This is a genomic window from Desulfothermus okinawensis JCM 13304 (genome assembly GCF_054654515.1).
This window is the reverse complement of the sequence record NZ_BAAIEW010000001.1, coordinates 83,170-108,906: the sequence shown is the minus strand read 5'-3', so window position 1 is coordinate 108,906 and position 25,737 is coordinate 83,170. Positions and strand designations below refer to the sequence as shown.

Annotated in this window: 29 protein-coding genes; 15 read left to right on the top strand and 14 right to left on the bottom strand. The window is 37.7% G+C overall.

The window, feature by feature from the left end; genetic code table 11:
- Positions 1 to 47: 47 nt before the first annotated feature.
- The 6 genes from ACYQ0O_RS00555 to queA all read right to left on the bottom strand — a co-directional run bounded on the left by ACYQ0O_RS00555 (position 48) and on the right by queA (position 4,738).
- Complete coding sequence (locus ACYQ0O_RS00555) at positions 48 to 872, bottom strand: shikimate dehydrogenase family protein (RefSeq protein ID WP_459889642.1); 825 nt, start codon at positions 870 to 872, stop codon at positions 48 to 50.
- Positions 850 to 1,401: a 2-oxoacid:ferredoxin oxidoreductase subunit gamma family protein gene (locus ACYQ0O_RS00550; RefSeq protein WP_459889640.1), complete on the bottom strand. Its 552-nt coding sequence runs from the start codon at positions 1,399 to 1,401 to the stop codon at positions 850 to 852. Before ACYQ0O_RS00550 ends, ACYQ0O_RS00555 begins: the two co-directional genes overlap by 23 nt.
- 39 nt (positions 1,402 to 1,440) lie before the next feature.
- On the bottom strand, positions 1,441 to 2,202 hold the full coding sequence (locus ACYQ0O_RS00545) for a thiamine pyrophosphate-dependent enzyme (RefSeq protein ID WP_459889638.1): 762 nt from the start codon (positions 2,200 to 2,202) through the stop codon (positions 1,441 to 1,443).
- Positions 2,203 to 2,222: 20 nt separating this feature from the next.
- Entirely contained in the window at positions 2,223 to 3,281 is a 1,059-nt protein-coding gene (locus tag ACYQ0O_RS00540) for a 3-methyl-2-oxobutanoate dehydrogenase subunit VorB (protein WP_459889636.1), read from the bottom strand.
- A gap of 2 nt (positions 3,282 to 3,283) precedes the next feature.
- Positions 3,284 to 3,517 (bottom strand): 4Fe-4S dicluster domain-containing protein, encoded by a 234-nt coding sequence (locus ACYQ0O_RS00535; protein ID WP_075067851.1) that lies wholly within the window; start codon positions 3,515 to 3,517, stop codon positions 3,284 to 3,286.
- Between the two features lie 141 nt (positions 3,518 to 3,658).
- Complete coding sequence (gene queA, locus ACYQ0O_RS00530) at positions 3,659 to 4,738, bottom strand: tRNA preQ1(34) S-adenosylmethionine ribosyltransferase-isomerase QueA (RefSeq protein ID WP_459889634.1); 1,080 nt, start codon at positions 4,736 to 4,738, stop codon at positions 3,659 to 3,661.
- Positions 4,739 to 4,770: 32 nt separating this feature from the next.
- On the opposite strand from queA, the gene ACYQ0O_RS00525 reads away from it, so the two are divergent.
- The 6 genes from ACYQ0O_RS00525 to ACYQ0O_RS00500 are packed head-to-tail and all read left to right on the top strand — an operon-like array spanning position 4,771 to position 9,159.
- The gene (locus ACYQ0O_RS00525) at positions 4,771 to 5,259 is read left to right on the top strand and encodes a hypothetical protein (RefSeq protein WP_459889632.1); all 489 of its coding nucleotides are present in this window, start codon (positions 4,771 to 4,773) and stop codon (positions 5,257 to 5,259) included.
- Positions 5,256 to 6,473, top strand: a complete 1,218-nt coding sequence (coaBC, locus tag ACYQ0O_RS00520) for a bifunctional phosphopantothenoylcysteine decarboxylase/phosphopantothenate--cysteine ligase CoaBC (RefSeq protein WP_459889630.1) — start codon at positions 5,256 to 5,258, stop codon at positions 6,471 to 6,473. The genes ACYQ0O_RS00525 and coaBC overlap by 4 nt, the downstream gene beginning before the upstream one ends.
- Positions 6,449 to 7,033: a hypothetical protein gene (locus ACYQ0O_RS00515; RefSeq protein ID WP_459889628.1), complete on the top strand. Its 585-nt coding sequence runs from the start codon at positions 6,449 to 6,451 to the stop codon at positions 7,031 to 7,033. The genes coaBC and ACYQ0O_RS00515 overlap by 25 nt, the downstream gene beginning before the upstream one ends.
- A 6-nt stretch (positions 7,034 to 7,039) precedes the next feature.
- Positions 7,040 to 8,056, top strand: coding sequence for an NAD-dependent epimerase (locus tag ACYQ0O_RS00510; protein ID WP_459889626.1), 1,017 nt, complete (start codon positions 7,040 to 7,042; stop codon positions 8,054 to 8,056).
- A 39-nt stretch (positions 8,057 to 8,095) separates the two neighbouring features.
- Positions 8,096 to 8,389 carry a GAK system XXXCH domain-containing protein gene (locus ACYQ0O_RS00505; protein ID WP_459889624.1) on the top strand — a complete coding sequence of 98 codons (294 nt, stop codon included), beginning with the start codon at positions 8,096 to 8,098 and terminating at the stop codon, positions 8,387 to 8,389.
- Between the two features lie 2 nt (positions 8,390 to 8,391).
- The gene (locus ACYQ0O_RS00500) at positions 8,392 to 9,159 is read left to right on the top strand and encodes a ParA family protein (protein WP_459889622.1); all 768 of its coding nucleotides are present in this window, start codon (positions 8,392 to 8,394) and stop codon (positions 9,157 to 9,159) included.
- A gap of 17 nt (positions 9,160 to 9,176) precedes the next feature.
- On the opposite strand, the gene ACYQ0O_RS00495 is transcribed toward ACYQ0O_RS00500, so the two are convergent.
- Positions 9,177 to 9,572: a hypothetical protein gene (locus ACYQ0O_RS00495; protein WP_459889620.1), complete on the bottom strand. Its 396-nt coding sequence runs from the start codon at positions 9,570 to 9,572 to the stop codon at positions 9,177 to 9,179.
- Between the two features lie 170 nt (positions 9,573 to 9,742).
- Here ACYQ0O_RS00495 and ACYQ0O_RS00490 point away from each other — a divergent pair, with 170 nt between their 5' ends.
- From ACYQ0O_RS00490 to ilvD, 5 genes are read left to right on the top strand one after another with little or no spacing between them, the layout of a single operon-like run.
- Positions 9,743 to 10,711: a ParB/RepB/Spo0J family partition protein gene (locus ACYQ0O_RS00490; RefSeq protein ID WP_459889618.1), complete on the top strand. Its 969-nt coding sequence runs from the start codon at positions 9,743 to 9,745 to the stop codon at positions 10,709 to 10,711.
- Positions 10,665 to 11,687: a D-glycero-beta-D-manno-heptose-7-phosphate kinase gene (gene rfaE1, locus ACYQ0O_RS00485; protein WP_459889616.1), complete on the top strand. Its 1,023-nt coding sequence runs from the start codon at positions 10,665 to 10,667 to the stop codon at positions 11,685 to 11,687. The genes ACYQ0O_RS00490 and rfaE1 overlap by 47 nt, the downstream gene beginning before the upstream one ends.
- Positions 11,666 to 12,343, top strand: coding sequence for a cell division ATP-binding protein FtsE (locus ACYQ0O_RS00480; RefSeq protein ID WP_459889614.1), 678 nt, complete (start codon positions 11,666 to 11,668; stop codon positions 12,341 to 12,343). The genes rfaE1 and ACYQ0O_RS00480 overlap by 22 nt, the downstream gene beginning before the upstream one ends.
- The gene (locus tag ACYQ0O_RS00475) at positions 12,343 to 13,218 is read left to right on the top strand and encodes a cell division protein FtsX (protein WP_459889612.1); all 876 of its coding nucleotides are present in this window, start codon (positions 12,343 to 12,345) and stop codon (positions 13,216 to 13,218) included. Before ACYQ0O_RS00480 ends, ACYQ0O_RS00475 begins: the two co-directional genes overlap by 1 nt.
- Before the next feature lie 2 nt (positions 13,219 to 13,220).
- The gene (ilvD, locus tag ACYQ0O_RS00470) at positions 13,221 to 14,885 is read left to right on the top strand and encodes a dihydroxy-acid dehydratase (protein ID WP_459889610.1); all 1,665 of its coding nucleotides are present in this window, start codon (positions 13,221 to 13,223) and stop codon (positions 14,883 to 14,885) included.
- A 47-nt stretch (positions 14,886 to 14,932) separates the two neighbouring features.
- Here the strand turns inward: ilvD and dxs are convergent, their stop codons facing one another.
- From dxs to ispG, 6 genes are read right to left on the bottom strand one after another with little or no spacing between them, the layout of a single operon-like run.
- Positions 14,933 to 16,801 (bottom strand): 1-deoxy-D-xylulose-5-phosphate synthase, encoded by a 1,869-nt coding sequence (gene dxs, locus ACYQ0O_RS00465; protein WP_459889608.1) that lies wholly within the window; start codon positions 16,799 to 16,801, stop codon positions 14,933 to 14,935.
- Between the two features lie 9 nt (positions 16,802 to 16,810).
- Positions 16,811 to 17,704, bottom strand: a complete 894-nt coding sequence (locus tag ACYQ0O_RS00460) for a polyprenyl synthetase family protein (protein WP_459889606.1) — start codon at positions 17,702 to 17,704, stop codon at positions 16,811 to 16,813.
- On the bottom strand, positions 17,697 to 17,921 hold the full coding sequence (gene xseB / locus ACYQ0O_RS00455) for an exodeoxyribonuclease VII small subunit (RefSeq protein WP_459889604.1): 225 nt from the start codon (positions 17,919 to 17,921) through the stop codon (positions 17,697 to 17,699). Before xseB ends, ACYQ0O_RS00460 begins: the two co-directional genes overlap by 8 nt.
- A gap of 17 nt (positions 17,922 to 17,938) precedes the next feature.
- Positions 17,939 to 19,276 carry an exodeoxyribonuclease VII large subunit gene (gene xseA / locus ACYQ0O_RS00450; RefSeq protein ID WP_459889602.1) on the bottom strand — a complete coding sequence of 446 codons (1,338 nt, stop codon included), beginning with the start codon at positions 19,274 to 19,276 and terminating at the stop codon, positions 17,939 to 17,941.
- A 17-nt stretch (positions 19,277 to 19,293) separates the two neighbouring features.
- A complete protein-coding gene (locus ACYQ0O_RS00445; RefSeq protein WP_459889600.1) occupies positions 19,294 to 21,039 on the bottom strand; it encodes a proline--tRNA ligase in 1,746 nt (581 codons plus the stop codon).
- Positions 21,036 to 22,127 (bottom strand): flavodoxin-dependent (E)-4-hydroxy-3-methylbut-2-enyl-diphosphate synthase, encoded by a 1,092-nt coding sequence (gene ispG / locus ACYQ0O_RS00440; protein ID WP_459889598.1) that lies wholly within the window; start codon positions 22,125 to 22,127, stop codon positions 21,036 to 21,038. The genes ACYQ0O_RS00445 and ispG overlap by 4 nt, the downstream gene beginning before the upstream one ends.
- A 169-nt stretch (positions 22,128 to 22,296) precedes the next feature.
- Between ispG and ACYQ0O_RS00435 the strand changes: the two genes are divergently transcribed.
- The gene (locus ACYQ0O_RS00435; protein ID WP_459889596.1) at positions 22,297 to 22,542 is read left to right on the top strand and encodes an RNA-binding regulator; all 246 of its coding nucleotides are present in this window, start codon (positions 22,297 to 22,299) and stop codon (positions 22,540 to 22,542) included.
- Positions 22,543 to 22,621: 79 nt separating this feature from the next.
- Positions 22,622 to 23,290, top strand: coding sequence for an LOG family protein (locus ACYQ0O_RS00430; protein WP_459889594.1), 669 nt, complete (start codon positions 22,622 to 22,624; stop codon positions 23,288 to 23,290).
- 67 nt (positions 23,291 to 23,357) lie between these two features.
- Here the strand turns inward: ACYQ0O_RS00430 and ACYQ0O_RS00425 are convergent, their stop codons facing one another.
- Complete coding sequence (locus ACYQ0O_RS00425; protein WP_075067857.1) at positions 23,358 to 23,726, bottom strand: prepilin-type N-terminal cleavage/methylation domain-containing protein; 369 nt, start codon at positions 23,724 to 23,726, stop codon at positions 23,358 to 23,360.
- 242 nt (positions 23,727 to 23,968) lie between these two features.
- Between ACYQ0O_RS00425 and ACYQ0O_RS00420 the strand changes: the two genes are divergently transcribed.
- Both ACYQ0O_RS00420 and ACYQ0O_RS00415 read left to right on the top strand, forming a co-directional pair.
- The gene (locus ACYQ0O_RS00420) at positions 23,969 to 24,895 is read left to right on the top strand and encodes a bifunctional riboflavin kinase/FAD synthetase (RefSeq protein ID WP_075067858.1); all 927 of its coding nucleotides are present in this window, start codon (positions 23,969 to 23,971) and stop codon (positions 24,893 to 24,895) included.
- Positions 24,888 to 25,721 carry a universal stress protein gene (locus ACYQ0O_RS00415; protein WP_459889592.1) on the top strand — a complete coding sequence of 278 codons (834 nt, stop codon included), beginning with the start codon at positions 24,888 to 24,890 and terminating at the stop codon, positions 25,719 to 25,721. Before ACYQ0O_RS00420 ends, ACYQ0O_RS00415 begins: the two co-directional genes overlap by 8 nt.
- The last annotated feature ends 16 nt before the right edge of the window (positions 25,722 to 25,737 follow it).

Here is a 25,737-nt window from a genome sequence, read left to right as displayed (position 1 = left end):
CCCAAAAAATTCAAGGATTAATATGGGAATCGATTACAAGACGTCCTTTATGTTAGATGCGACATAAGGAGCCTGTATGCCTCGTGAACATCAAAGACCTTCTGGGTCCAAGCCTCAAATTGATATAGGGCCTGATAAATAAACATGTATATCCCAGAAATAGCCTTAATACCTACTTTCTTTGCAGACTTTATCAGGCCTGTCTCCAGGGGATTGTAAACTACGTCATACACTATTTTAAATTTACCAAGTCCCTTTTCATCAGGATATGGACTTTTATTACTGTAAGAAGACATGCCAAGGGGTGTACAATTTATAAGCATATCTGCTTTAACATATCCCCTTTGCTCCCAGGAAATAACATCTACATTAAACCTTCTCTTTAAAGAGTTTAATTTACTAAAATCTCTCCCAGCTACTATAATTTTTTCAATCTTTTTCTTTTTAAGGCCATAGATACATGCAAGGGCAGCTCCTCCGCATCCAAGAATCAGCGCAGAATCTATTTTGCTCTCCTTTATTGGCGCTAAAAAACCATCTACATCTGTGTTGTGTCCAATTTTCCTATTGCCATCACGATATACAAGGTTGACTGCCCCAACGCCTTTAGCTTCATCTGTTAATCCATCTAAAAAAGGAACTATTTTTTCCTTAAATGGAATGGTTACACTAATGCCCCCAATAGTTAGTATGTCAAAGGCCACCATAAATTCTGGTAGATGGCATGGGTCTATGTCCCATTTAAAATACACATAGGGGAAATCAAAGTATCTAAAACCCCAGTTATGGATTATTGTACTTAAGCTGTGAGATATTGGATGCCCAATAACCCCAAAGATTTTCTCGTATTCAGACCAAGTTTTCCGTTCCAATTTTATAGCCCTCAAGAAGCGCCTTTTTGTTGTTTTCAATTACTTGTTTCTTTAAATTACTCATATTTTTTTCCATTGCATTAGTTACTATTCCCAGGTCCAATGCCCTGGTGGCCCCTACCCAGACCCCTAAGGCCACCATATTTGCCATTCTTATATCCCCAAGCTTATCTGCTATATTATTTACAGGAACCATCAACACATTGTACTTGTCTTTATCCACCAAACTTTCATCAACTATGGAAGAATTCACAATAAGGAGGCCATCTTTGACTAACCTTGGCTGGAACTTCATAAGAGATGGTTGATTCATGATTACAAGGGACTTTGGATAAAATATGATTGGTGAGCCAATCTCTTCATCAGATATCACCACTGTGCAATTAGCTGTTCCTCCCCTCATCTCCACTCCATACACTGGCATGTACGTAACATTTAGACCTTGCTCCATGGCTGCATAGGCAAGCACGTTACCAATCAACATAACACCCTGACCGCCAAAACCTGCTATTATCACATCTTGATACATAGATCATCACCTCTAATAGTCATTTTCAAAGTATTCTTATCACTTATCCCCTAATTTGTCTTTATAAATACCCAGTGGAAAATATTCCATCATTTCTGTCTCCACCCTTTTATTGGCATCAAGTGGACTCATGTGCCAGTTGGTTGGGCAGGCAGATAACACCTCCACAAAACCAAAACCCAAATCTTCAAGCTGGACCATAAAGGCATTCTTCATTGCCTTTTTTGCTTTAAGTATATTTTTTACGTTATTAACGGCAACCCGAGCTGAAAAAGCTGTGCCTTCCAGTGAGCCAAGCATTTCTGCCATTTTTAGAGGATATCCCTCTTTGTTTTCCCTCCTACCATATGGGGAGGTAGTGGTCTTCTGACCAACTAATGTTGTTGGAGCCATCTGCCCCCCAGTCATTCCATAGACTGTGTTGTTCACAAAGATAATACTCACTCTCTCCCCTCTATTTGCACAATGTACTATTTCAGAAAGTCCAATGGCGGCTAAGTCTCCGTCCCCTTGATATGCAAATACAAAATTTTCTGGCCTTGCTCTTTTTACTCCAGTTGCAACAGCAGGGGCCCTCCCATGGGGAGCTTCTACCGCATCCACATCTATATAATTGTAAATAAAAACAGAACAGCCCACTGACCCAACACAAATGGTGGTATCCTGCAGACCCAGATCATCAATTGTTTGGGCTACTAACCTGTGTATAATGCCGTGGTGACAACCAGGGCAAAAGTGGGTAGGAACATCATTCATGCATTTTGGCAATGAAAAGACTTGTTTTTCTAATACTTCAGTCATATTATATTCCCCTAATTTACTTAAAACATTTGCTTTATTGGCTCAATAAAGTCCTCTGGAGTGGATACTTTACCAGGCATATTGGCAAAAAATTCACAATCAGTGATGCCACAAAGGGCCAACTTTACATCTTCAACCATCTGACCTGTATTGTTCTCAAGGGTAATAAATTTCTTACCAGACATAGCCAGCTTCTTCAAAGGTTCATATGGAAAAGGAAAAAGTGTAATAGGCCTAAATACTCCAACCTTATATCCTTGTTCCCTTAATTTCCGTGCACTTGACTTGGCAATTCTACCAATGGAGCCAAAAGCTACTGCAACCACATCTGCATCCTCCACTAAAAATTCCTCCCATTTTAGGTCTTGCTCCATGGATTTGTATTTATTTAACAGCTTCATATTGTGCTCTTCCATGGTGCCTTCACCAAGAAATAGAGATTTTAAAATCCTTTGCTCTCTACCTTTTTTTCCAGTAAGTTTCCACTCATCTCCCTCATGGGGATCAATGGTTCGCTCTTTCCACCTTGTAATTGGTTCTTTCATTTGTCCCAAAATGGCGTCTCCTAAAATGAGGACAGGATTTCTATATTTAAAAGCAAGGTCAAATGCCTCTATGGTAAGGTCATAACATTCCTGACACGTGGATGGTGCCAAAACCATTGTCCTGTAATCTCCATGTCCCCCGCCCCTGGTGGATTGAAAATAATCTCCCTGGGAAGGCTGAATTCCTCCTAGACCAGGACCACCCCGTGTAATATTTACTATAACAGCTGGAAGCTCACTGCCAGCCATATAGGAAATTCCCTCTTGTTTCAATGAAATACCAGGGGATGAGGAGGAGGTCATTGCCCTTTTCCCACAGGCAGCTGCTCCTAATACCATATTTATTGAAGCAATTTCGCTCTCTGCCTGCACAAATTCTCCACCTAATGCCACCAACTCTCTTGACAGATATTCAGGAATATCGCTTTGGGGAGTAATTGGATATGCAAAATAACACTCCACCCCAGCATCCAGTGCCCCCATTGCTATGGCCTCATTACCTTTTACAAGCAACCTTTGTGTATTCTTTTCCATAATTACTTATCCCTTTTTGATTTTATGGTTTTAAAAACCACCAGGGCTCCATCTGGACATATCTCAGCGCAAAAGCCACACCCTCGGCACTTATCTATTTTCTGTTCATTACAAACAACAACTTTGTACCCATTTGAATTTAGGGTATCCCCCTGTTCTAATATTCCCTCTGGACATACAGAGGTGCAAAGCAAACATCCTTTACATCTCTCTATTCTAATTTCAATTCTAGACATAACAATCCTAGCACCTTTTGTTAAAAATTAAAATTGAAATAACTAAATAACAATATGAACCAATTCCAAACTTATCTCCTATCCCAAAACAAAAACAGAAGTCAATGGGCTTTTTCTCCTCTCAGTTGAACTTCTGATTGTCTATAAAATCAGCATGCAGTCTCCGTATGAGAAAAATCTAAATTTGTTTTTAACTGCGAAGTTATAAGCAGAAATAATAAATTTTCGCCCTGCAAATGCAGAAACCAATAATAAAAGGGATGACCTGGGTAAATGGAAATTGGTAATCATGTGATCAATAATATTAAATTTAAAACCAGGATAGATGTATAAATCAACCCAGCCCTTATACTCTTTAAGGTTATGCAATTTTTTGTAAACACCTTCCAATGTCCTCACAGTGGTGGTTCCAACAGCTATAACCGGTCTATTTTCTTTTTTTGCAAGGTTTATTTTTTTGGTTGTTTTTAAATCTATCTCAACATATTCTTCATGCATTCTGTGTTGACGGATATCTTGACACCTCACTGGCTCAAAAGTACCAGCACCAACATAAAGGGTTATAAAAGCTATCTCTACACCTTTTTCTTCTAACTGCCTTATGATGTCCTCGTCAAAATGGAGCCCAGCAGTGGGGGCAGCAACTGACCCGGCCTTTTCTTCCCTTGCAAACACTGTCTGATATCTTACAAAATCATGAACATCTGCTCCTCTCTTTATGTAAGGAGGAAGGGGCATTGTCCCTAATCTGTTTAGGTGATCAACTAAACGAGACCTCCAAAAAAGTTCTACTTCACAACGTCCAAATTGAAACTTTTGTTTAACACGTAGGTAAAAATCATCTGAAAATACCACTATATCTCCTTGCCTTAGACGCTTAAGTGGTCTAAGAAGTCCATATACCACTGAATAACTCCACTGGCCTTGACTTTTTTTTTGTATCAAAGGAAGAGGTGTGAGCAATAAAAATTCTATCTTTGCATTTGTGGATTTTTTCCTTCCAAATATCCTTGCAGGAATTACCTTGGATTGGTTAAATACCAGGAGACTATTTTCTGGGACAAAATCTGGAAGTTGTTTAAATTTAGACTCAAAAAAAATTTTTTTTGACCTATCCACTACTAAAAGTCTTGACTCACTGCGTTTTTTTAGTGGATACTGGGCAATAAGTTCTTTTGGTAGGTAAAAATCATAGCTAGATAAAAGAAAATCTTTTTCCATTTTTTAATCCTATTATAAAAGGAGTGGAAATCATGATAAAAAAAATCTTTTTGGTTGTAGTGGCTACACTCCTCATAAGCTGCAGTCAAATAAAAAAATATCCGCCATTTAGGAGCAACTCTACCAATGGCACCCAAACTTATACAAAGGAGTATCAAAAATCAACGTCCTATGATTTTCCAGATATACCAATTCCCAGTGAACTAAAATTAGAACCCAAAAAATCCTTGTTGTTTGAATCTACAACAGTTAAAGCTGGAATACTTGTATATAAGGGTAGGGTAGAGCCTTTATCCCTCTTTGAGTATTTTGAATCCAAACTCCCTCAAAATGGATGGAATTTGAGGAGTTATTTTAAATATGGAAAGTACATAATATTGTTTTCAAAGGATAAGAAAGACCTGGTTATTAGAATCGTAGACAAGGGCTTTACAACAGAAGCCTATATATGGGTTGTGCCCAAGACAGCAAACTCAATAAACAAGTCATCTGAAATAGTAGAAGAAGAGATAAAACCATGATTCCAAGATATTTGGACTTTTCATTTCCAAAGTCACAGGGTGTTCACATTGCCATTACTGGTAGTATAGCTGCATACAAAACATTAGATCTTATTCGAACATTTGTAAAAAAAGAGGCAAAAGTAAGCGTTAGCCTATCTAAGGCAGCATTGGAATTTATAACACCAATCACTATCAAGGGTCTTGGAGTAGAGACAGTTACCACGGATATGTTCGCACTTGATTCCCTATACTCTCACCTGTATCCTGGCTATGACCCAGAGGTATTTGTGATAGTTCCTGCAACAGCAAATATAATGGCAAAAATTGCCCATGGCATTGCTGATGATTTAATCAGTGCTCAAGCCCTTGCATTTGAAAGGCAAATAATTTTAGCTCCAGCCATGAATCCTAGGATGTATAATGCATTGTCTACAAAAAATAATCTAGAAAGGCTATTAAGCTATGGCATTAAGATTATAGAACCAGATGTAGGGGATGTTGCATGTGGCGAACAGGGCACTGGAAGGCTTGCAGACCTAAAGGAGATATATTTTCAAATAATTAGACAGTTGGCTCCCCAGGATCTAAAGGGGAAAGAAATATTAATCACCATGGGACCAACAAGGGAATTCTTTGACCCTGTAAGATTTTGGTCAAATCCTTCAAGTGGAAAAATGGGAGCAGCCCTTGCAACTGCTGCCTGGCTTAGAGGAGCACAGGTCACATGCATATCAGGCGATACAGATGTATGGCTTCCAAAGGAGATAACAAAGATTAACGTGATATCTGCTAAAGAAATGTTTGACGCTACCCTTGAATATTGGCCTAAAGCAGATATAGGTTGTCTATGTGCAGCTGTTTGCGATTTTAGACCAAAAAATAGGCTTTCTGAAAAATTTAAAAAGGAAAGTGCTGATGATATTTTCATAATAGAGTTTGAAAAAAATCCTGACATACTTAAGTCATTGGGGGAAACAAAAAAAGAACACCAGATATTAATTGGATTTGCTGCTGAGACAGAGGACAACTTTATAGAATTGGCTAAGGAAAAAATGGCCAGAAAAAATCTTGACTTTATAGTAGCAAATCAAATAAATCGAAAAAACTCAGGGTTTAAGAGTGACATAAATAGCGTTGTAATAATAAACAGAAGTGGCAACTTTAAGGTGCTTAGCACACTGCTCAAAGCCGATATAGCCTGGGAGATATGGAACAGAGTATTAGAGATCTAAATATAAGAAACTATCTCTGGATAAATGCAGGTCTTAAATTTATACACGTTTACAAAACAAAGACTAAATTTAGCAGATCACAGAAGCCAGATAGCAAAGCAATTTCCACATATGGAGTCCCTCCTTATAAATATGTTATTACCTATTACAACTTGCATGAGGATATAGATCAATTTTTAAACAATCAAAATCCAAGAACAATTCTTTTTAAAAATATGATTGGCAATGCTCTCAAGTGGCAGTTTGGATATATCTTTATACCTTGTACAAAAAAAATAGGGACTAGAATAGTAAAAACCCCAGACCTTTTCTGGACAAAGGTAAGTGAATTAAAGAAAACACACAAAATAACCCATATACTTATCTTTGGGAAAGATGCTCACAAAACCATTGTCCCCCATGTACAATCCAATCATCCATATTTTATACAAAAATTTAATTCTTATTCCATAATATGTCTACCATCCCCAGAAGATATGTTACCAGACAACAGAGAGATGAAAAAAATTGCATGGCATTTCTTGAGGAAATTAAGCAAACCATTAAACAAAAAAGGATAACCTTAAATGGAAACAATACTAGTAACAGGATGTGCTGGTTTTATTGGATTTCATCTATGTCAAAAATTATTAGACTCACAATATAATGTGATTGGTATAGATAATCTCAATCCTTATTATTCAGTGGCCTTGAAGGAAGATAGATTAAAAATACTTGTGGATAGAAAAAACTTTCAATTCTATAAAGTTTCCATAGAAGATCGCAACAAAATTGAGAATATTTTTAAAGCTCATAAAATAAAATACGTTGTGCATTTAGCTGCACAAGCTGGTGTTAGACATAGCTTAAAGGATCCTTATTCTTATATCGACAGCAATATCGTTGCTTTTATTAACATCCTAGAGGGGTGCAGACATGGTGGTGTTGAACACCTTGTTTTCGCGTCTTCTAGTTCAGTTTATGGTTTAAATACCAAGATGCCTTTTAGCGTGAGGCACAATGTTGATCATCCAATATCTCTTTATGCTGCAACCAAGAAGGCAAATGAGCTTATGGCCCACACATATAGCTATCTCTACGGGCTACCGTGTACTGGTCTTCGTTTCTTCACTGTTTACGGACCCTGGGGTAGACCTGATATGGCTTTATTTAAGTTTACAAAGGCAATAATTGAAGACAGGCCCATTGATGTATACAACTTCGGGAAAATGGAAAGGGACTTCACATACATTGATGACATAGTTGAAGGTGTCTTTAAAATAATGACCCACATACCATTACCCAACCCAAATTGGACTTCAGATAAACCTGACCCATCGTCTAGCATTTGTCCCTACAAAATATACAACATTGGGAACAACAATTGTGTTAGCCTTGAACACTTTATAGGGGTTATAGAAGAATGCCTTGGCAAAAAGGCAATCAAAAACTACATGGAAATACAGCCAGGTGATGTTCCAAAGACCTACGCTGACATAGATGAATTGACCAGGGACATTGGATTTAGACCAAGCACAAAGATAGAAGAGGGTATTCCAAAATTTATAGATTGGTATATGGACTATTACAAAATAAGACACTAACCACCTATCTAACTTTAAAGTGCCACTTTGGAGGACTTCATGGGACTAAAAAAGTTAAAGATGGAAATGGAGGAATTGTTTAACAAACTAATGGAGCAGGTAGAAGAAGGTACCATCCCTACTATGGAGGACGTAAAAAAATTTACCAAACTTGCTGCAAGACTACAAAACTTCGCTCCTGATGAATGGTCATATGAAGCAGAGGACTTTGCCCATTTAGCAAATCAATTAATTGGTGCAGTAAAAACCAATGATCTACAGGAAATATACAGACTTATTTCTGCTTTAGACGATGCAAAAAATTATTGTCATCGGTCCTTTAGGGATGAATAGTAATGCAACACATTATATCAATTGCTAACCAAAAGGGAGGGGTAGGGAAGACCACCACAGCTATAAATCTTGCTGCTTCCCTTGCAGCCCTGGAAAAAAAGGTGCTTTTGATTGATTTGGATCCACAGGGCAATGCTACCAGTGGCTTGGGAATAAACGTTAGCAAAGAGAAAAATATATACAGAGCATTGTTCAAACCAGATTTGGCCCAGTCCATGATTTATGAAACTAGACTTCCTTACCTTTTTATTATTGGAGCTAATCAAGATTTGATTGGTGCAGAGATAGAACTAGTGGATAAAATTGGAAGGGAGTTTTATTTACGAGATTTGATAAAAAAAATTGACAATGAATATGAGTTTATTCTTATTGATTGTCCCCCATCACTGGGCCTGTTAACTGTAAATGCCTTATGTAGTGCATCTAAGATTCTAATACCCTTGCAATGCGAATACTATGCCTTGGAAGGGATTGCTTACTTGATAAGGACCTATAACCTTATCAAAAATAGGTTGAATCCCAACCTGAATATATTTGGTGTGGTCCTCACTATGTTCGATAAGAGAAATAATTTATCCCATCAAGTAGCTGATGAGGTCCGCAAGTACTTTAAAGAACTCGTTTTCAAAACAATAATACCCAGAAATGTAAGGCTCTCAGAAGCACCCAGTCATGGTCTTCCTGCAATATTATATGACGTAAGGTCCATAGGTGCCAAGGCATACATGGATTTGGCAAAGGAATTTTTAACGCGTTTTAGGAATATGTGACTACTATTAAACAAACCTTAATCTTTTTTTGGGATACACTCAGTTACTATCTTATCCTTAAAATGTTTCTTCACAATCTTTGAACCGCAATTTAAGCACCTAAAACTTACAAGGCCGCTTACACTGGCTGCAGTTAGCAAAAATTTTTTTTGAACATCTGTTTCCCAATTTTTGGTTTCATTACCACACACTTTACATTTAACACTAAAGTCAAATGGATATTTAAAATCCCAGCACTTTTTAAATAGCTCCCAGTCTTCCATGGGTTCAATTACTTCTTTATTTGTTCCCATTAACCCATGTCTTTTTAAAACCATTTCCACATCTTTTTTTATGAGAGCCCAAACCTCTGGTTCCACAAAAACGCCTATTAATTTATGATGAATATCAAACAACTCATGAATACCCTTCATCTCTCCTCCAAAATTTTATCTCAGAATATCTTTCATGGTAAAGTATACCAGTTCCAACAAATTAACCTTACACCAATTTCATTTGATTTTTTTACAATTAGCATTTAAAAGTTTGTTTAGCCACGTATTAATTTAAAACTAAAAACTCCCTAAAAAAACGGAGACAAAATATGGCATCCCCAAAGGGTCTTGGTAAAGGACTTGATGCACTTTTTCAGGAGAAAATTCAAGTAAATAATACAATACAACAGGACTCAAACAGCAGCTTGAAGACAATCCCTCTAAGTATGATCAGGCCTGGACCTTTTCAGCCAAGAAAAACTTTTGCAAATGAATCAATAGATGAATTGGCCAACTCAATCAAAAACCAGGGGCTTCTTCAACCTATTTTGGTGAGACACAATGATGATGAAAATATATATGAAATAATAGCAGGGGAAAGGAGATATTTGGCTTGCAAAAAGGCAGGAATTACAGAAGTTCCCTCCATTATTTGCAATCTAAGTGACGATGAATGCATGGTTGTAGCCCTTGTAGAAAATTTACAGAGAGAGGACTTAAGTGTGGTTGAAGAGGCCAGGGCACTGGAAAAGATAAGATCTGTACTTGATTTAACTCAGGAGGAACTGGCAAAAAGGGTTGGAAAGAGTAGACCTCATGTGGCCAATACACTCAGATTATTACAACTAGAAGATGAAATATTGGATGCGCTTCAGCAGGGAAACATCACACCAGGGCACGGCAGGGCACTTTTAGCCATAGGAAATAAACAAGACCGCTTAACTGCGTTTTCATATGTGCTGAAAAAAAAGGCCAGCGTAAGAGAGGCAGAAAAGATAGCCACTATATGGAAAAAAAGAGGAACACTGCCAGGATATTGCCTGGCTCAAAAACACAAAAAAATATCATCACCTAAACCCGAGATAAACCAGCTTTCCAAATTCATCCGTCAATACCTTGGACTGCCCACAAAAATCAAAGGAGACCTATCTTCAGGACAAATCACCATTAAATATTCCACAAACCAGGAACTCAAGGGCTTATTACAAAAGTTGAATTTAAGTATAAACTTACTAGAGGAAAATGTTTCACATGAAACAACCCGTAAAAAACAGGACATTGACACATCTAATCAATGATATCCAGACCAAAAAGGACTCTCCTATACTTATAATTGGAGATGTTATGCTGGACCACTACCAATACGGAGCAGTAGAGCGCATATCACCTGAGGCTCCAGTACCTGTTGTAAAAATAGAAAAAGAAGAATTCAAATTGGGTGGAGCAGCAAATGTAGCAAACAACATAAAAAAATTGGGGGGGGATCCCTACCTCCTGGGTGTAGTAGGCAATGATAGGGCAGGGGATGTATTAATAGATCTCCTTTTTGAAAACAAAATACACAACACTTTGATAAAAATCGAAAACCACCCAACAACAACTAAAACAAGAATATTAGCCAAAAGCCAACAACTGCTCCGAATTGACAAAGAATCAACAAGTGAAGATCATTCACATAAGCTTTTACAGGTGTTACATGAAATCCTTCCCACATTCCAACTAGTGATAGTATCTGATTATGGAAAGGGTACAATTGGAAAGGATGTACTACTACTACTTCAAAATTCAAAGGCCAAAGTACTAATTGACCCAAAGGAGAGAAATTACTCTTTCTACAAAAAGCCTTTTATCATTACACCAAATAAAAAAGAAGCAGAAGGATTTTCCGGGATAAGAATAACAGACAAGGAAAGTTTAATTGAAGCTGGAAGAAAAATTATAGAAAAAACAGAATGCTACAATTTGTTAATCACATTAGGTAAACAAGGGATGGTCCTGTTTGAAAATCAGGGAAATTTTGTCTACCATCTACCCACTTTAGCAAGGAAGGTATATGATGTAACAGGTGCTGGAGACACAGTACTCTCTGCACTGGCATATGGGTTGTCAAAGAAAATTGACATCGTTAAATCATGTATCTTTGCAAATATTTGCGCAGGGATTGTAGTGGGGAAGATGGGGACTTCCTTCCCAGAGTGGGATGAAATCCAATCAGACTCCCGCATATGGGACAACCAGATGAAAATAACTCTATGGCAGGAGCAAACCCAATAATAGAAGTTACAAATCTATATCACTATTTTGGGAAAAGAAAGATATTGGAGAAGATAAATCTAAAGATACCAAAGGGTAGTTTTGTCTTTCTAACAGGTCAAACAGGTTCCGGCAAATCCACCTTTTTAAAAATTCTCCATGGAGAGATAAGTCCAACAGCAGGAATAGTAAGGATAGACGACTTTATTATCAGTCCAAAAAAAAAGCCACCAATCCATCTACTCAGGCGTCATGTGCAGATGGTATATCAAGATTTTGAGATCCTTGAGGACTACACTGTTGTTGAAAATATTGAAATACCACTACGGAGCATGGGACTCTGCAAAAAAAGGAGGCAGAAGCGACTGAGTATCCTCCTTAAAATTCTAGAGTTAGAGCCCTTAAGTACCACTCCCACGGTTTTTCTATCAGGGGGAGAAAAACAACGGGTAGCTATAGCAAGGGCCATTTCCACTAACCCCAAAATATTGCTGGCCGATGAACCCACAGGTAATCTTGACCCGAACCATGCGGAAAAAATAATGAAAATCTTATGCCATTTCAACAAACATGGGACAACTATTATATTGGCTACCCATTCTAATGGTCTGCAAAAATTAATTCCTAAATCAAGAAAACTGATTATCAGTGGAGGAGCAATCAAGGAGCAAACTTGATGAACTACTCACTATGTATTTTAGAGCAATTTTTCATATTATTGAGACATAAAAAGGTCCAACATCTCCTACTTATTTTGGTTCTCACTGTATGTACGTGTCTTGTAGCTGCAATAGTACTTATAAATTATAATTCCCAGGTATACATAAAAAGGATGAATCCAAACGAAACAATAATCCTCACTTGGGATAAACTACATCATACTAATATATTGACATTTCTTGAGAAAATAAAAAAAGAGGGAAAAGTTAAGGAAACAAAAATTTATACACCTAAAGAGGCCCTATCAATTCTCATGAAAGGGCAAAAATCCCTTATACCACACGAAGACAACTTAGAAAATAATCCTCTACCTTACACTGCTGTTATTAAATGCAATTTAAATAAAAAAGAATTTAGTGAAATGGAATCTAGATTCAGACAATTATCCGGGATAAGGGATGTAATAGTGGATATATCTAATTTAGAGTTAATGACTACCTTAAAAAACAACTATTTTTATATCATGTCCCTTATGACAATATTTTTTATTATAGCTGCAATTCTCCTTGCATTCTTCTATTTTTATACATTGTTTCTAAGTAGAAGGAAAGAATTAAAAATATTGCGACTGTGTGGCGCATCAAATTTCTTTATAGTAATTTCCTTTATGCTTAATGGATTTCTGAGTGGTATTATTGCAGCAGCCCTTGGGATTTTACTCACTAAAGTAGTGGTGGTCTATTTAAACAAGATTCTGAATATACCACCTATCTGGATTGACGTAAAAATGTTGCCCATGAATTACTGTTTTATATTGACATTAGGCATGGCAATAGCTTCAACATTGGGTTCTATTTTTGCGATTAACCCATTTTTAACCAAAGGAGAGTGATTATGAGAAGTGATAGGATGAAAAAAGGATTGGAAAAGGCTCCACATAGGAGTCTTATGTATGCAATGGGTCTTGTTAAGGAAGAGATTAACAAACCGTTGATAGGTGTGGTAAATCCAGCAAATGAATTGATCCCAGGTCATGTGCATTTACACCAAGTGACTAAGGCAGTTAAAGAAGGCATCAGGCTAGCAGGTGGGGTACCCCTGGAATTCCCTACAATTGGAGTGTGTGATGGAATAGCAATGAACCATGAAGGGATGAAAATGAGTCTTCCCAGTAGAGAATTAATTGCAGATTCAATAGAGATAATGGCTACAGCACATCCATTTGATGGATTGGTATGCGTTACCAATTGTGACAAAATCGTCCCAGGTATGCTCATGGCAATGCTGCGGCTCAATATCCCAAGTCTGATTATAAGTGGCGGCCCAATGCTAGCTGGGAAACTAAACAAAAAGTCCATTGATCTCATAAGTGTATTTGAAGGTGTAGGCAGGTATAAAAAAGGGGAAATAGATGAACAAGAATTGGAAGAATTAGAAGAAAAGGCATGTCCAGGCTGTGGTAGCTGTTCTGGTATGTTCACTGCCAACTCAATGAATTGTCTTTCTGAGGCCATAGGGCTTGCACTGCCAGGAAATGGCACAATACCAGCTGTATATGCTGAAAGGCTTAGACTAGCAAAATACGCTGGAATGAAGGTAATGGAGTTGGTTGAAAAGGATATTAAGCCAAGAGATATAATAACCTTAGAGAGCGTAAAAAATGGAATTGCTGTTGACATGGCACTTGGCTGTTCAACCAACACGGTGTTACACCTTCCAGCTGTATTTAAAGAGGCGGGGATAGATATTGATGTAGAATTGTTTGATCAAATTAGTAAAAGCACTCCTAATTTGTGTAAATTGTCTCCCGCTGGTCCCCATCACATTGAAGACCTATATATGGCTGGTGGTATATATGGAGTAATTTCAGAACTGAACAAAAAGGGTCTTGTGAATACAGAATGTCTAACAGTTACTGGAAAGAGCGTTGGAGATAACTTAAAAGATCTAAGGGCAAAGGTCTTGGATCATGAAGTCATTAGACCCATAGATAACCCACATTCCAAAGAAGGTGGGATAGCCATATTAAAGGGTAATCTTGCACCAGATGGCTCTGTGGTAAAACAGTCAGCAGTTGCCCCTGAAATGATGAAAAGAACAGGCACAGCCAAGGTCTTTGACTCAGAAGAAGATGCGGTCTCTGCGATCCTGGATGGAAAAATTCAAAAAGGAGATGTAGTAGTCATCAGGTATGAAGGACCAAAAGGAGGTCCAGGAATGAGAGAAATGCTCACTCCAACATCAGCCATTGCTGGAATGGGGCTGGATAAGGACGTTGCCTTAATAACTGATGGTAGATTTAGTGGAGGTACCAGGGGAGCAGCAATAGGACACGTATCCCCAGAAGCCCAAGAAGGTGGCCCAATTGCTTACGTAAAAGATGGAGATAAAATCCAAATAGACATCCCAAACAGAAAGATAGAGTTGTTAATAGATGACCAGGAACTAGAAAATAGAAAAAAATTAATTGCAATAAAAGAACCTCAAGTAAAATCAAAGCTGTTAAAAAGATATGCCAAACTGGCTTCATCTGCATCTAAGGGAGCTGTTTTTGAATAGAAGTAAAAAAGGCGCTTTTAAAGCGCCTTTTTTACTCTTTGCATCAATTACTTTGTCAACTCTAATATCCTCTTTAAAATTCCTTCACTGTCCAATCCCAACTTTGATTGAAGTTTTTTTTGAGGACCATGTTCAATAAATTCATCAGGAAGCCCAAGACGAACAATCTTCTTACCAGTGAGCATTTCTCTATCATTTAATGTTTCCAATATCCCTGATGAAAACCCGCCCATTAGAGAATTTTCTTCTATTACAATAATCTTTTGAAAATTTTCAACCAATTGAGTCACTTCACTGGGAACGGGCTTAATGAACCTTGCATTATACACAAGGACATCTATCCCATATCTTTCTTGAGCTTCTTTAGCGGCAATAAGTGATGGCTCTACCATGCTGCCAACTGCTATTATTAAAACATCCTTACCTTGTTTTAAAATTTCTCCCTTGGGTACGCAAATTTCCTTAAATGGACCTGATAATTCTACACCCTTTCCCCTACCCCTGGGATACCTAATAGCAACTGGTCTCTCCAACAAAAGTCCAGTGTACAGCATATCTTGCAGTTCTTTCTCATCCTTTGGAGCCATAATTGTCATATTGGGTATAATCCTCAAGTAGGACAAATCAAAACTTCCATGGTGTGTTGGTCCATCTTCTCCAACAAGTCCTCCCCTATCCAGACAAAACACAACAGGGAGTTTCTGAAGACAAACATCATGAATAATTTGATCAAAACCCCTCTGTAAAAAAGTAGAGTATATGGCAACCACAGGCTTTAATCCCTGCCTGGCAAGTCCTGCAGCAAATGTCACAGCATGCTGTTCACAAATACCTACATCAAAAAATCTCTCTGGAAACATATCTCTAAAAACACAAAGGCCTGTCCCCTCAGGCATTGCAGCGGTAATGGCTACAATACGATTATCCTTTGCCGCTAATTTACATAGAGTATTGCCAAAAACCTCACTATAACTTGGCGGTACCTTAATATTCTCAGTTTTTCCCTTTAATTTACCAATTCCATGAAAATAGGTGGGATCCTTTTCAGCAGGAGGATATCCTTTACCTTTTTTTGTGAGGACGTGAATCAGGACAGGTTTTCCTAATTCCCTGACCTCTCTTAAGACCTTGACCATCTTTTTTATATCATGACCATCAACTGGACCTATATAATAAAATTTAAATGCCTCAAATAATATACCAGGTGTAAAAATATTTTTTAAAGATTCCTCACTCCTACGGGCATAATTCAAGATATCCTCACCAACCTTTGGAATTTGCTTAAGCCATCTTTTTAAGTCCTGTTTAAATTTTACAAATCGTTTATCTGCCAGTTTTCTACTCAAAAAAGCAGAAAGGGCACCCACATTTTTTGAAATAGACATCTCATTGTCATTTAAAATTACTATTAAATCCTTCTCTAGATCGCCAGCGTGGTTTAATGCCTCAAATGCCATACCTGCTGTCATAGAACCATCTCCTATAACAGCTACAACTTTATAATCTTCACCTTTTAAATCCCTGGCAACAGCAAAACCCAGTGCAGCAGATATTGAGGTGGACGAGTGTCCAACCCCAAAAAAATCATAAGGTGATTCACCAATTTTTGGAAAGCCACTAATGCCTCCCATCTGTCTTAAGGTCTTGAACCTGTCAACTCCTCTGGTGATTATCTTATGTGCATAGGCCTGATGACCCACATCCCAAACCAGCTTGTCTTTCTTAAAATTAAATACCTTGTAAAGTGCCAGGGTTAGATCAACAACACCCAGTGACGGAGCTAAATGGCCCCCAGTTTCAACAACTGTACTAATAATTTCTCCCCTAATTTCCTCAGCTAATATCCTTAGTTCGTCAATTTCCAGACCCATTATGTCTTCTGGTTTGCCTAAGTTATTCAAGATTTGTTTATTCATATAGAGTCCCTAATTTGTCCTTGTCATAATATATGTTGCCAAGCCCTTCAAAAGATCAGCCTGTGGAGAATTAAAAGAATCCATTGACAAAATGGCCTTTTCCACACATTGAAAACCAAATTTCTTACTTTCTTCAAGACCTAACAAATATGGATACGTACACTTGCCCTTTTTTAAATCACTATTAACAGGCTTTCCCATGATTTTTTCATCGCCTTCAATATCCAGGATATCATCTGCAACCTGAAATGCCAGACCAATCATTTGGCCATATTCCCTGACCATTCTTATGTGTTCCTCAGGTGCATTTGCCAAAATAGCGCCACTAACACAAGCACTTTCTATAAACCTTCCTGTCTTTAATAAGTGCATTGTTCGTAATTTTTCCATTGTACAATCACCAGATCCTGTTAACTCCATATCTATTACCTGCCCTCCAACCATACCAAAAGGACCAACTGCGCATATAATTTCCTTTATGGCCCTTAATAACAAATCCCTGGAAAGATCGCAGGAAACCATCATTCTCATAGCATCTGTGAGTAAACCATCGCCAGCCAAAATGGCAATTGCCTCACCAAATACCTTATGATTAGTGGGCTTACCTCTCCTGAAGTCGTCATCATCCATAGCAGGTAAATCATCGTGAATAAGGGAATAGGTATGGATTAGTTCTAAAGAACAACCAAAGGGTATTACTGGATCCATTTGTCCAGTAAACATCTCATAGCACACCAGGCACAAAATAGGTCTAATTCTTTTGCCTCCTGCCATTACACTATATTTCATCGCTTCTCTGAGAATGTTTGGTACACCGTCTAAAGAATCTAAATAGGTAACCAAAAATTCATCCACTCTTTGTTTATATCTATTCAAAATTTTTTTTACTTCATGCTCATTCATTAATATCACCTTCTATTTCATCTTCTCCCAAAAGCTCCTTTGAATACATCTCTACCTGTTGCTTTGCGTTATTGATATATTCACGGAGTTGCTTTGCCAGCTCACAACCCTCCTTATATAGACCCATTGCCCTATCCAGGGACACATTATCCTCCTCTAAAAGACTGACTATCTCCTTAAGCCTGGCCATTGCTTCCTCAAAATTAAAATCTTCCATATAGTCCACCATATTTTTTAATTAATTATAGATGCAAGACGCTCTCCATCCTTAAAAAGGATATTTACCTTTTCGTTGATATTCAATTCCCTTGCACTTACGATCACCCTTCCGTCCAATGTTTTTACATAACAAAAACCTTTATCTAAGGGCTTTCTTGGATCGAGATGGTTAATCTTACTTGATTGCAGTTCAATGTCCCTCTGGAAGCTCTCTGTTCTTTTTAAAACTGTATCCTTTAATTCCTTTACCATAAATAAAAATTCACGTTTGGTATTCTCTAAAATAGATTCCATTCTCATATTGAGTGCAAAAATCAAACGGGAAAGCTCATTTTCTTTCAATTGTATGATCCTCCCAAATTCTGATTCAAGATCTTTAGTCCATTGAACAAATGAATACTGCATTCTATTCAATATATTATTTGGAGCAATACCATTTAATTGGTCCAAATAATTTTTTAATCTTTCTGCCCTAGCATTTATATATACATAAATATTTCTTTCAAGTGATAAAGTTAGGGAATCCAACATCTGGACATAATTTTCAACCGGATCCCATAGAAAGTCAGCCACATAAGTTGGAGTGGCCAATCTCAAATCTGCCACCATATCAGCTATTGTGTAATCTATTTCATGCCCTATACCTGTAACAACTGGTATCTTTGACTTATATATGGCCTCTGCTACAATTTCAGAGTTAAAGACATGTATGTCTTCAAAGCTTCCTCCTCCTCTAATAAGAACTAAAACTTCTGCCCATCCATCTATATTGGCAATCTCAATCATTCTGGCTATATCCTGGGGAGCCTCTATACCCTGAACCAAAGAAGGATATATCCTGACAATATGATCCATTCCCCTTTCCCTGGCTACTTTTAAAAAATCTTGAATTGCTGCACCAGAGGGGGCGGTGATTACACCCACACGTCTAGGATTTCTAGGTATGGGCCGTTTTCTGGATTCATCAAAATAACCTTTATTTTTGAGCTTTTGTTTTAACATCTCAAGTTCAACATAGAGCTCGCCAATACCTACTTCCTCTATAAATTCCACTATAAGTTGATAATTGCCCCTCTGTGGATATACACTGACCTTACCTGCACAGAGCACCTTTTTACCATTTCTCAGGGAATCTGGAGTTAGATTTTGACCGAGATTGTGATTTGATTTAAACCAAACTGCAGAAATTACAGAATTTGCATCCTTTAACGAGAAATATATATGACCAGACGTAGCCCTGGAAAGATTGCTAATCTCTCCCTTCACCCATACTAAAGGGAACTCTTGTTCCAAAATAGATCTTATAATTAGGGTGAGTTCAAATACAGAGTAAACCTTTCTCTCAAATGCCAATTAAGTACTCCTTATTTCTATGGACCAATAAGGCCCCATGAACTCCAAATATTGGTCCTAATGGATTTGAATTGCGGGACAAAATCCTCAATAACCACTTTAACCACCTCACCTCTTTTGCGATCTTTTACTTCCACATACCCTTTACTCAAACTTTTTTTCCCCACATAAATATGAATGGGAAAACCAATTAAATCAGCATCCTTAAACTTAAAACCTGGCCTAAGATCCCTTTCATCCCAAAGCACATCAATGCCTAACTCTACAAGCTTATTATATATTTCCGTTGACACACCCATCACTTTCCCATCTTTTACATCTAAAGAGATTAGACAGACCTCAAAAGGAGCAATGGATGGTGGAAAAATCATGCCATTTTCATCATGGTTCTGCTCTATGGCAGCAGCAACTATTCTACTAACACCAATTCCATAACAGCCCATTACCATAAATTTTTCCTTTCCATCAACATCAATGAACTTGGCGTTCATGGCCTCAGAATATTTTGTGCCCAGTTTAAAAACATGACCTACTTCTATGCCTTTTAAAAATTTAAGTTGTCCTCCACATTGAGGACACGGATCAGTTTCCTTCACATTAACCAGATCCAAAAATTCAGCATCTTTTAAATGTTTACTTATATCTAAATTTTTTTGGTGATAATCCTTTTTATTGGCACCGCAAATAAGCCCCTTTCTGCCTAAAAGCAATTTATCTACATATATCTTTTTAACCCCAAGCCCAATGGGACCTGCAAACCCAACTTCACATCCTGAAACCTCATATACCTCCTCATGGGTGGCCATGCGAATCTCAGGAACTTTTAAGGCAGATTTGACCTTGGCTTCATTTAATTCCCTATCCCCAGGAATTACAAACGCAACTACATCATTATCCAAGACATATATCAAAGTCTTTACAATAGCTTCTTTGGGTACATTTAGATATTCTGATACTTCCTCTACTGTGTGTTTGTTTGGTGTATGAACCTCTTCTAGCTTTCCTGATCCACTTTTTGCTTCAATATTTTTTGATTTTTCTCTGGACACAACCTCAGCCTTTTCTAAGTTAGATGCAAAGTCACAGGCCTCACAGACTACAATTGTATCTTCACCTGTGTCTGCAAGAACCATAAATTCATGGGAAAAACTTCCTCCGATTTGTCCTGTGTCAGCCTGAACTGCCCTAAACCTAAGTCCTATTCGTTGAAAAATTTTTGTATATGCTTCATACATTTTCCTATAGCTTTCTTCTGCACCCACCTCGTCCCTATCAAATGAATATCCATCTTTCATTATAAATTCTCTACATCTCATGAGGCCAAAGCGTGGTCTGATTTCATCTCTAAACTTGGTATGGATTTGATATAGATTTAAGGGAAGTTGTCTATAAGATCTGACCTCATTTCTAACAATATCAGTAACAACTTCCTCGTGGGTAGGACCCAAACAAAAGTCCCTATCATGCCTATCTTTAAACCTCAGTAACTCCTTTCCATAAAAATCCCACCTCTTACTCTCTTGCCAAAGCTCAGCAGGCTGTACAACAGGCATCATTACTTCCATACAACCAGCCTTGTCCATTTCTTCTCTTACAATCTGACCCACCTTTCTAAGGACCCTGAGTCCCATGGGTAAAAAAGAATAAATACCTGATGTTAACTTTCTTATCATACCCCCCCTGACAAGGAGTTTATGACTTATCACTTCAGCATCCTGGGGATCCTCTTTTAGAGTAGGACAATAAAATTTACTAAATTTCATTGTGAAATCTCCTTTTTCTTATCTTCTATGCATTTTTTAAACTCTTTTTTGAATTCTTCCAGTAATCTGTCTCGGTTATACACCTTTTTTACCACCTTACCCTTCCTAAAAATAACACCCAACTCTTTCCCACCAGCAATACCAATATCAGCCTCTTTAGCTTCCCCTGGACCATTCACAACACACCCCATTATAGCTACTTTTATTGGCAACTCCTCAGTTGATACCCACTTTTCCACTTGAGAGACAAGATAGGCTACATCTATTTCAGTTCTAGCACAAGTAGGACAAGATATGATCTCAGGGCCCCTATCTCTTAGGCCAAGAGATCTCAAGATCTCATACCCTGCTATTACCTCCTGTGTGGGATCACCAGTTAGGGAAACCCTGATTGTATCCCCTATTCCCTGGGCTAGTATGATACCAATACCAACACCACTTTTGATTGCACCACGAATACCAGGCCCAGCCTCAGTAATGCCAACATGAAGGGGATAGTCACATTTTTTTGAAAAAAGACTGTAGCTTTTTATGGTGTGGATCACAGATGAAGATTTTAAAGAGACCTTTATGTTATAAAAGCCTCTATTTTCCACTTTCTTAACCCACCTGAGGCCACTTTCCACCAAAGCATCAGGGGCGGGGCCCTGGTACTTTTTTAGCAAATCCTTTTCCAATGACCCACTGTTCACCCCTATGCGTATAATAGAGTTATTTGACTTGCAGGCATCAATTACAAAATTTAGCCTTTTTTCTCCACCAATATTACCTGGATTGATTCTAACCCCATGGGCTCCATTTTCTACAGCAAGCACAGCGAGCTTATAGTCAAAATGCACGTCAGCTATAAGGGGTATATTTATTTGTTCCCTTATCCTCAACACAGCCTTTGCAGCCTCAGGATTATTTACAGCAACCCTAATTATCTCACACCCAACCTGCTCCAGTCGTTTTATTTGAGAAATTGTGGTTCCACAATCCTCAGTAATTGTATTGGTCATTGACTGGACCCTAATTGGAGCACCCCCCCCAACATCAACGCCACCCACATATATCTTTTTTGTCTCCCTTATCTCACATATTTCCATGTTCCCACCTCAAATGTTTTGATCACTTATGTTACAAAATAGGCATAACAATCTCAAGCCAAAACAAAATCCATTTTTTACTTGACAAAATAGTATATTTAAATCAGGCTGTAATTGGTTTGTAGGTTTTTTTTGTTAATTTTTATTTTCATTGTTAGGAGAGTTTTTTATGAAGAGGATGTATGTTGGAAATCTTCCTTTTTCTTCAAAAGAGGAGGATGTAAGGGAGCTTTTTTCTCAATTTGGCGAAGTTACAGATGTTAACCTAATCAAAGATCGCCAAACAGGAAGGCCCAGGGGGTTTGGCTTTGTTGAGATGAAAGAAGAGGATGCACAAAAAGCAATGGAAAATTTAGACGGAACTGAGTTTGGTGGAAGAAGGATAAGAGTAAATGAGGCAAGAGCCAGAAGATAACAAGTAATAGTTTGTAATTGCTGGGCATAAGCCGCCTTTAATATGCTTTAAAGGCGGCTTTTTTATTAAATATAATGGAATGGAGGTCTCGCTCGTGGACATAAGACAATATGTAATTGATGATCTATCTTACGAGGATTCATGGAGATTATTTAAAATTATAGCTGAATTTGTAGATGGCTTTGATACCTTAAAAAATGTTGGTCCTGCAGTATCCATATTTGGCTCTGCAAGGGTTGAACCCCAGGACCCAGTTTATGACCTAGCTTACAATATAGCAAAAAAACTGGCACAAGAGGGTTATTCAATAATAACAGGAGGTGGTCCAGGGGTAATGGAGGCAGGCAATAAAGGGGCCAAAGATGGAAAGGGTAAATCAGTGGGCCTGCATATTCATCTACCCTTAGAGCAAAAACCCAATGACTTTATCGATACAAGGGTGGATTTTAGATATTTCTTTGTAAGAAAGGTGATGTTTATAAAATACGCCATGGCCTATGTGGTAATGCCTGGAGGCTTTGGCACCTTAGATGAGTTAAGCGAGGCCTTGGTCCTGACCCAGACAAAGAGAATTAAACCTTTTCCAATCATTTTAGTGGACAAAGACTTCTGGTCTCCACTTATCGATTGGTTTAAAAACAAACTACTTCAAAGAAAATTCATCAAAGAATGTGATTTTGAAATATTCTCAACCATGGATGATCCAGATGAAGTGGTGGGACTTATAAAGAAGCTGGTGATTTTGTAAAAAAGAAGGCAGGCCCCTTTTGGCCTGCCTTCTTTGAATTGTGTTTTTTGAAAATTTGAGAAATTGGCTACTGACAGGTAATTTGCATACTGCCACTTGTATTGGTAGCAGTACATGTAATTCCATTTGCTGCACCAGCACAAGTAGCGGTTCCATTAATTGACCCATCACTAGTATTTACATTTAAAGTGATCGGATTTGCATTAGTTGTAGATGCTGGATAATCTGTTCCTGCTGTACAATTTTGTGCACTAGCATTATCCGCAAGATGCCCGGCGCACATACTGATAGCATTTCTAAGGTCAGCCTCACACGCCTTTTTAGCAGCATTTACCCTGTATTTGCCAAACTGAGGGATAGCAATTGCAGCTAAGATACCGATAATGGCAATTACAATGAGTAATTCAACCAATGTAAAACCTTTTTGTCCGTTCATAGTACACCTCCTTGTTTTTTTAATTTGCTAAAGTGTATTTCAAGACCTATGCCAACACAAATCTAGCTAAAAAACTCATCATCCTTGAGAGAAAATAAACAAATTCCAATAATTAAAGTTCAATTTTTGTCAATTACAGACAATTTTTGCAAGGCTAATTAATTCTCACTTGCAATTATCCCTTTACATTTCCCCAGATCCCCCCTATTTTTATTCCCACCTATAAGTGGGAGGAATTTCTAATGGAAGTCTATGGTAGCATCGAGGAAATTCGTGAGAACATTAAGATGGGTTCAGTGATATCTATTGGGAATTTTGACGGAGTACATGTTGGACATAGAGCTCTTATTGAAAAATTGATTGAAAGGGCTAATTCCTTAAATGCAGATTCAGTGTTGGTTACCTTTGAGCCACATCCTTTAAAAGTCATAGCTGGTAAGCGTCCTCCAGTTATTACTCCCCTAAATCAAAAATTAGAACTCCTGGAAAAACTGGGAGTTGGTGTTACCATATGCCTTAAGTTTACTAAAGATTTGGCTAACATTAGTGCAAAAGATTTTGTTACAAAGTTTTTATTACCCCTTAGGGTTAAAGAAATTATTATTGGATATGATTATAGGTTTGGGAAAAACAGACAGGGGGATTATAATCTACTTAAGAAGCTGGGGAAAGATCTAAATTTTGAGGTAATCCAGGTGGAACCTGTCTATTTTAAAGGAGAGGTTGTGAGCTCAACCAGGATAAGGACATTGGTACAAGAGGGCAAGGTTAGAGAAGTTGTACCAATGTTAAATAGATATTACCAGGTATATGGCAAGGTAGTAGAGGGACATAAAAGAGGTGGCAGGCTCCTTGGTATTCCCACAGCGAATTTAAATCTTGTTGATGAACTAGTACCAAAAACCGGTGTGTATGCAGTTTTTGCTGAACTAGAAGATAAAAAATATAAAGGTGTGGCAAATGTTGGTTATAATCCAACATTTGGGAACAGGGTTCTGTCTGTGGAAGTGCATATTTTTGATTTTAATAAAGATATCTATGGACAGGATTTTAGAGTACATTTTGTGGATAGGATCAGGTCAGAAAAAAAATTTTCTGGCATTGAGGAACTAAAGTCCCAAATATTAAAGGATATAGAAAAAGCAAAGGAAATTTTAAAAAATGGATAGAGGCATCCTACACATTTATCGCAATGTGCCATATGGAAGAGAAACTCTTCTTAGTTCCATCTACTTTGCGAAAAACTTAGATATTGAGCTATATATATATATCCCTAAATTTCAAAAATTCAATATGTATTTTGAAAATGAGGCTGTGCAGGTCACATTGGACGATAGTTATTTAAAGGAGTTGGATCTTGCAAAGTCCAGGATTGATAAAATCTTAAAGCAGGAAAAATCCTACGCATCCTATGTGGAAATAAAAGAATTCAGTGCCTCTACCCTTCCAGATTTGCCAACTGACTTTTCATATATGGCCTGTCCCAGGGTCATAAAGGGGCTTTTAAATAAAATATATCCAGGTCAAATAGGACCTATTGTTAGAAAGATAATTTTAAATGCCAGATTTCCTGTGTACCTTCCATCATTAATATATAAGCCATGGAAATCTGTTTTGGTAATGTTTGGAGGATCAGCTACCAGTCTAAAAGCTGCAATATTAGGATTTAAAATAGCTAGTAGGGCAGGAGTGCCTCTATATTTTTTTACCCAAAATGAAAATAAAGATCTAACAACATACAAAACAATATTAAAATCAAACAGGGAAACTAGAGACATTTTATCAAAGATCCAAAACTGGCATTTTTTTGAAGATGGGGACTTTGAACAGAACCTATTTAATGTTCCCCATGATTCCCTGATAGTTGCCGGAATATTTGGTCATGGACTAATAAAAGGAATTACTTTTGGCGGAAAGCTTGAAATTATGCAATCTACCCTGCCCAATAATTTTTTGTTGGTTGGTCCAAATTTTGATGAACAAGCACAATTTTAATTTGTAGAGATAAGCA

Bases quoted from the DNA above. Each gene is read 5' to 3' on its own strand.
- ACYQ0O_RS00425 (WP_075067857.1), bottom strand. From the start codon at position 23,726: ATGAACGGACAAAAAGGTTTTACATTGGTTGAATTACTCATTGTAATT.
- ACYQ0O_RS00525 (WP_459889632.1), top strand. From the start codon at position 4,771: ATGATAAAAAAAATCTTTTTGGTTGTAGTGGCTACACTCCTCATAAGC.
- ACYQ0O_RS00510 (WP_459889626.1), top strand. From the start codon at position 7,040: ATGGAAACAATACTAGTAACAGGATGTGCTGGTTTTATTGGATTTCAT.
- ACYQ0O_RS00545 (WP_459889638.1), bottom strand. From the start codon at position 2,202: ATGACTGAAGTATTAGAAAAACAAGTCTTTTCATTGCCAAAATGCATG.
- ACYQ0O_RS00550 (WP_459889640.1), bottom strand. From the start codon at position 1,401: ATGTATCAAGATGTGATAATAGCAGGTTTTGGCGGTCAGGGTGTTATG.
- ACYQ0O_RS00495 (WP_459889620.1), bottom strand. From the start codon at position 9,572: ATGAAGGGTATTCATGAGTTGTTTGATATTCATCATAAATTAATAGGC.
- ACYQ0O_RS00500 (WP_459889622.1), top strand. From the start codon at position 8,392: ATGCAACACATTATATCAATTGCTAACCAAAAGGGAGGGGTAGGGAAG.
- ACYQ0O_RS00490 (WP_459889618.1), top strand. From the start codon at position 9,743: ATGGCATCCCCAAAGGGTCTTGGTAAAGGACTTGATGCACTTTTTCAG.
- ACYQ0O_RS00415 (WP_459889592.1), top strand. From the start codon at position 24,888: ATGGATAGAGGCATCCTACACATTTATCGCAATGTGCCATATGGAAGA.
- ACYQ0O_RS00480 (WP_459889614.1), top strand. From the start codon at position 11,666: ATGGCAGGAGCAAACCCAATAATAGAAGTTACAAATCTATATCACTAT.
- ACYQ0O_RS00515 (WP_459889628.1), top strand. From the start codon at position 6,449: ATGGAACAGAGTATTAGAGATCTAAATATAAGAAACTATCTCTGGATA.
- rfaE1 (WP_459889616.1), top strand. From the start codon at position 10,665: ATGAAACAACCCGTAAAAAACAGGACATTGACACATCTAATCAATGAT.
- ACYQ0O_RS00540 (WP_459889636.1), bottom strand. From the start codon at position 3,281: ATGGAAAAGAATACACAAAGGTTGCTTGTAAAAGGTAATGAGGCCATA.
- ACYQ0O_RS00435 (WP_459889596.1), top strand. From the start codon at position 22,297: ATGAAGAGGATGTATGTTGGAAATCTTCCTTTTTCTTCAAAAGAGGAG.
- ACYQ0O_RS00475 (WP_459889612.1), top strand. From the start codon at position 12,343: ATGAACTACTCACTATGTATTTTAGAGCAATTTTTCATATTATTGAGA.
- ACYQ0O_RS00460 (WP_459889606.1), bottom strand. From the start codon at position 17,704: ATGAATGAGCATGAAGTAAAAAAAATTTTGAATAGATATAAACAAAGA.
- dxs (WP_459889608.1), bottom strand. From the start codon at position 16,801: ATGAATAAACAAATCTTGAATAACTTAGGCAAACCAGAAGACATAATG.
- ACYQ0O_RS00430 (WP_459889594.1), top strand. From the start codon at position 22,622: ATGGAGGTCTCGCTCGTGGACATAAGACAATATGTAATTGATGATCTA.
- queA (WP_459889634.1), bottom strand. From the start codon at position 4,738: ATGGAAAAAGATTTTCTTTTATCTAGCTATGATTTTTACCTACCAAAA.
- ACYQ0O_RS00535 (WP_075067851.1), bottom strand. From the start codon at position 3,517: ATGTCTAGAATTGAAATTAGAATAGAGAGATGTAAAGGATGTTTGCTT.
- ACYQ0O_RS00420 (WP_075067858.1), top strand. From the start codon at position 23,969: ATGGAAGTCTATGGTAGCATCGAGGAAATTCGTGAGAACATTAAGATG.
- ACYQ0O_RS00505 (WP_459889624.1), top strand. From the start codon at position 8,096: ATGGGACTAAAAAAGTTAAAGATGGAAATGGAGGAATTGTTTAACAAA.
- coaBC (WP_459889630.1), top strand. From the start codon at position 5,256: ATGATTCCAAGATATTTGGACTTTTCATTTCCAAAGTCACAGGGTGTT.
- ispG (WP_459889598.1), bottom strand. From the start codon at position 22,127: ATGGAAATATGTGAGATAAGGGAGACAAAAAAGATATATGTGGGTGGC.
- ilvD (WP_459889610.1), top strand. From the start codon at position 13,221: ATGAGAAGTGATAGGATGAAAAAAGGATTGGAAAAGGCTCCACATAGG.
- ACYQ0O_RS00445 (WP_459889600.1), bottom strand. From the start codon at position 21,039: ATGAAATTTAGTAAATTTTATTGTCCTACTCTAAAAGAGGATCCCCAG.
- xseB (WP_459889604.1), bottom strand. From the start codon at position 17,921: ATGGAAGATTTTAATTTTGAGGAAGCAATGGCCAGGCTTAAGGAGATA.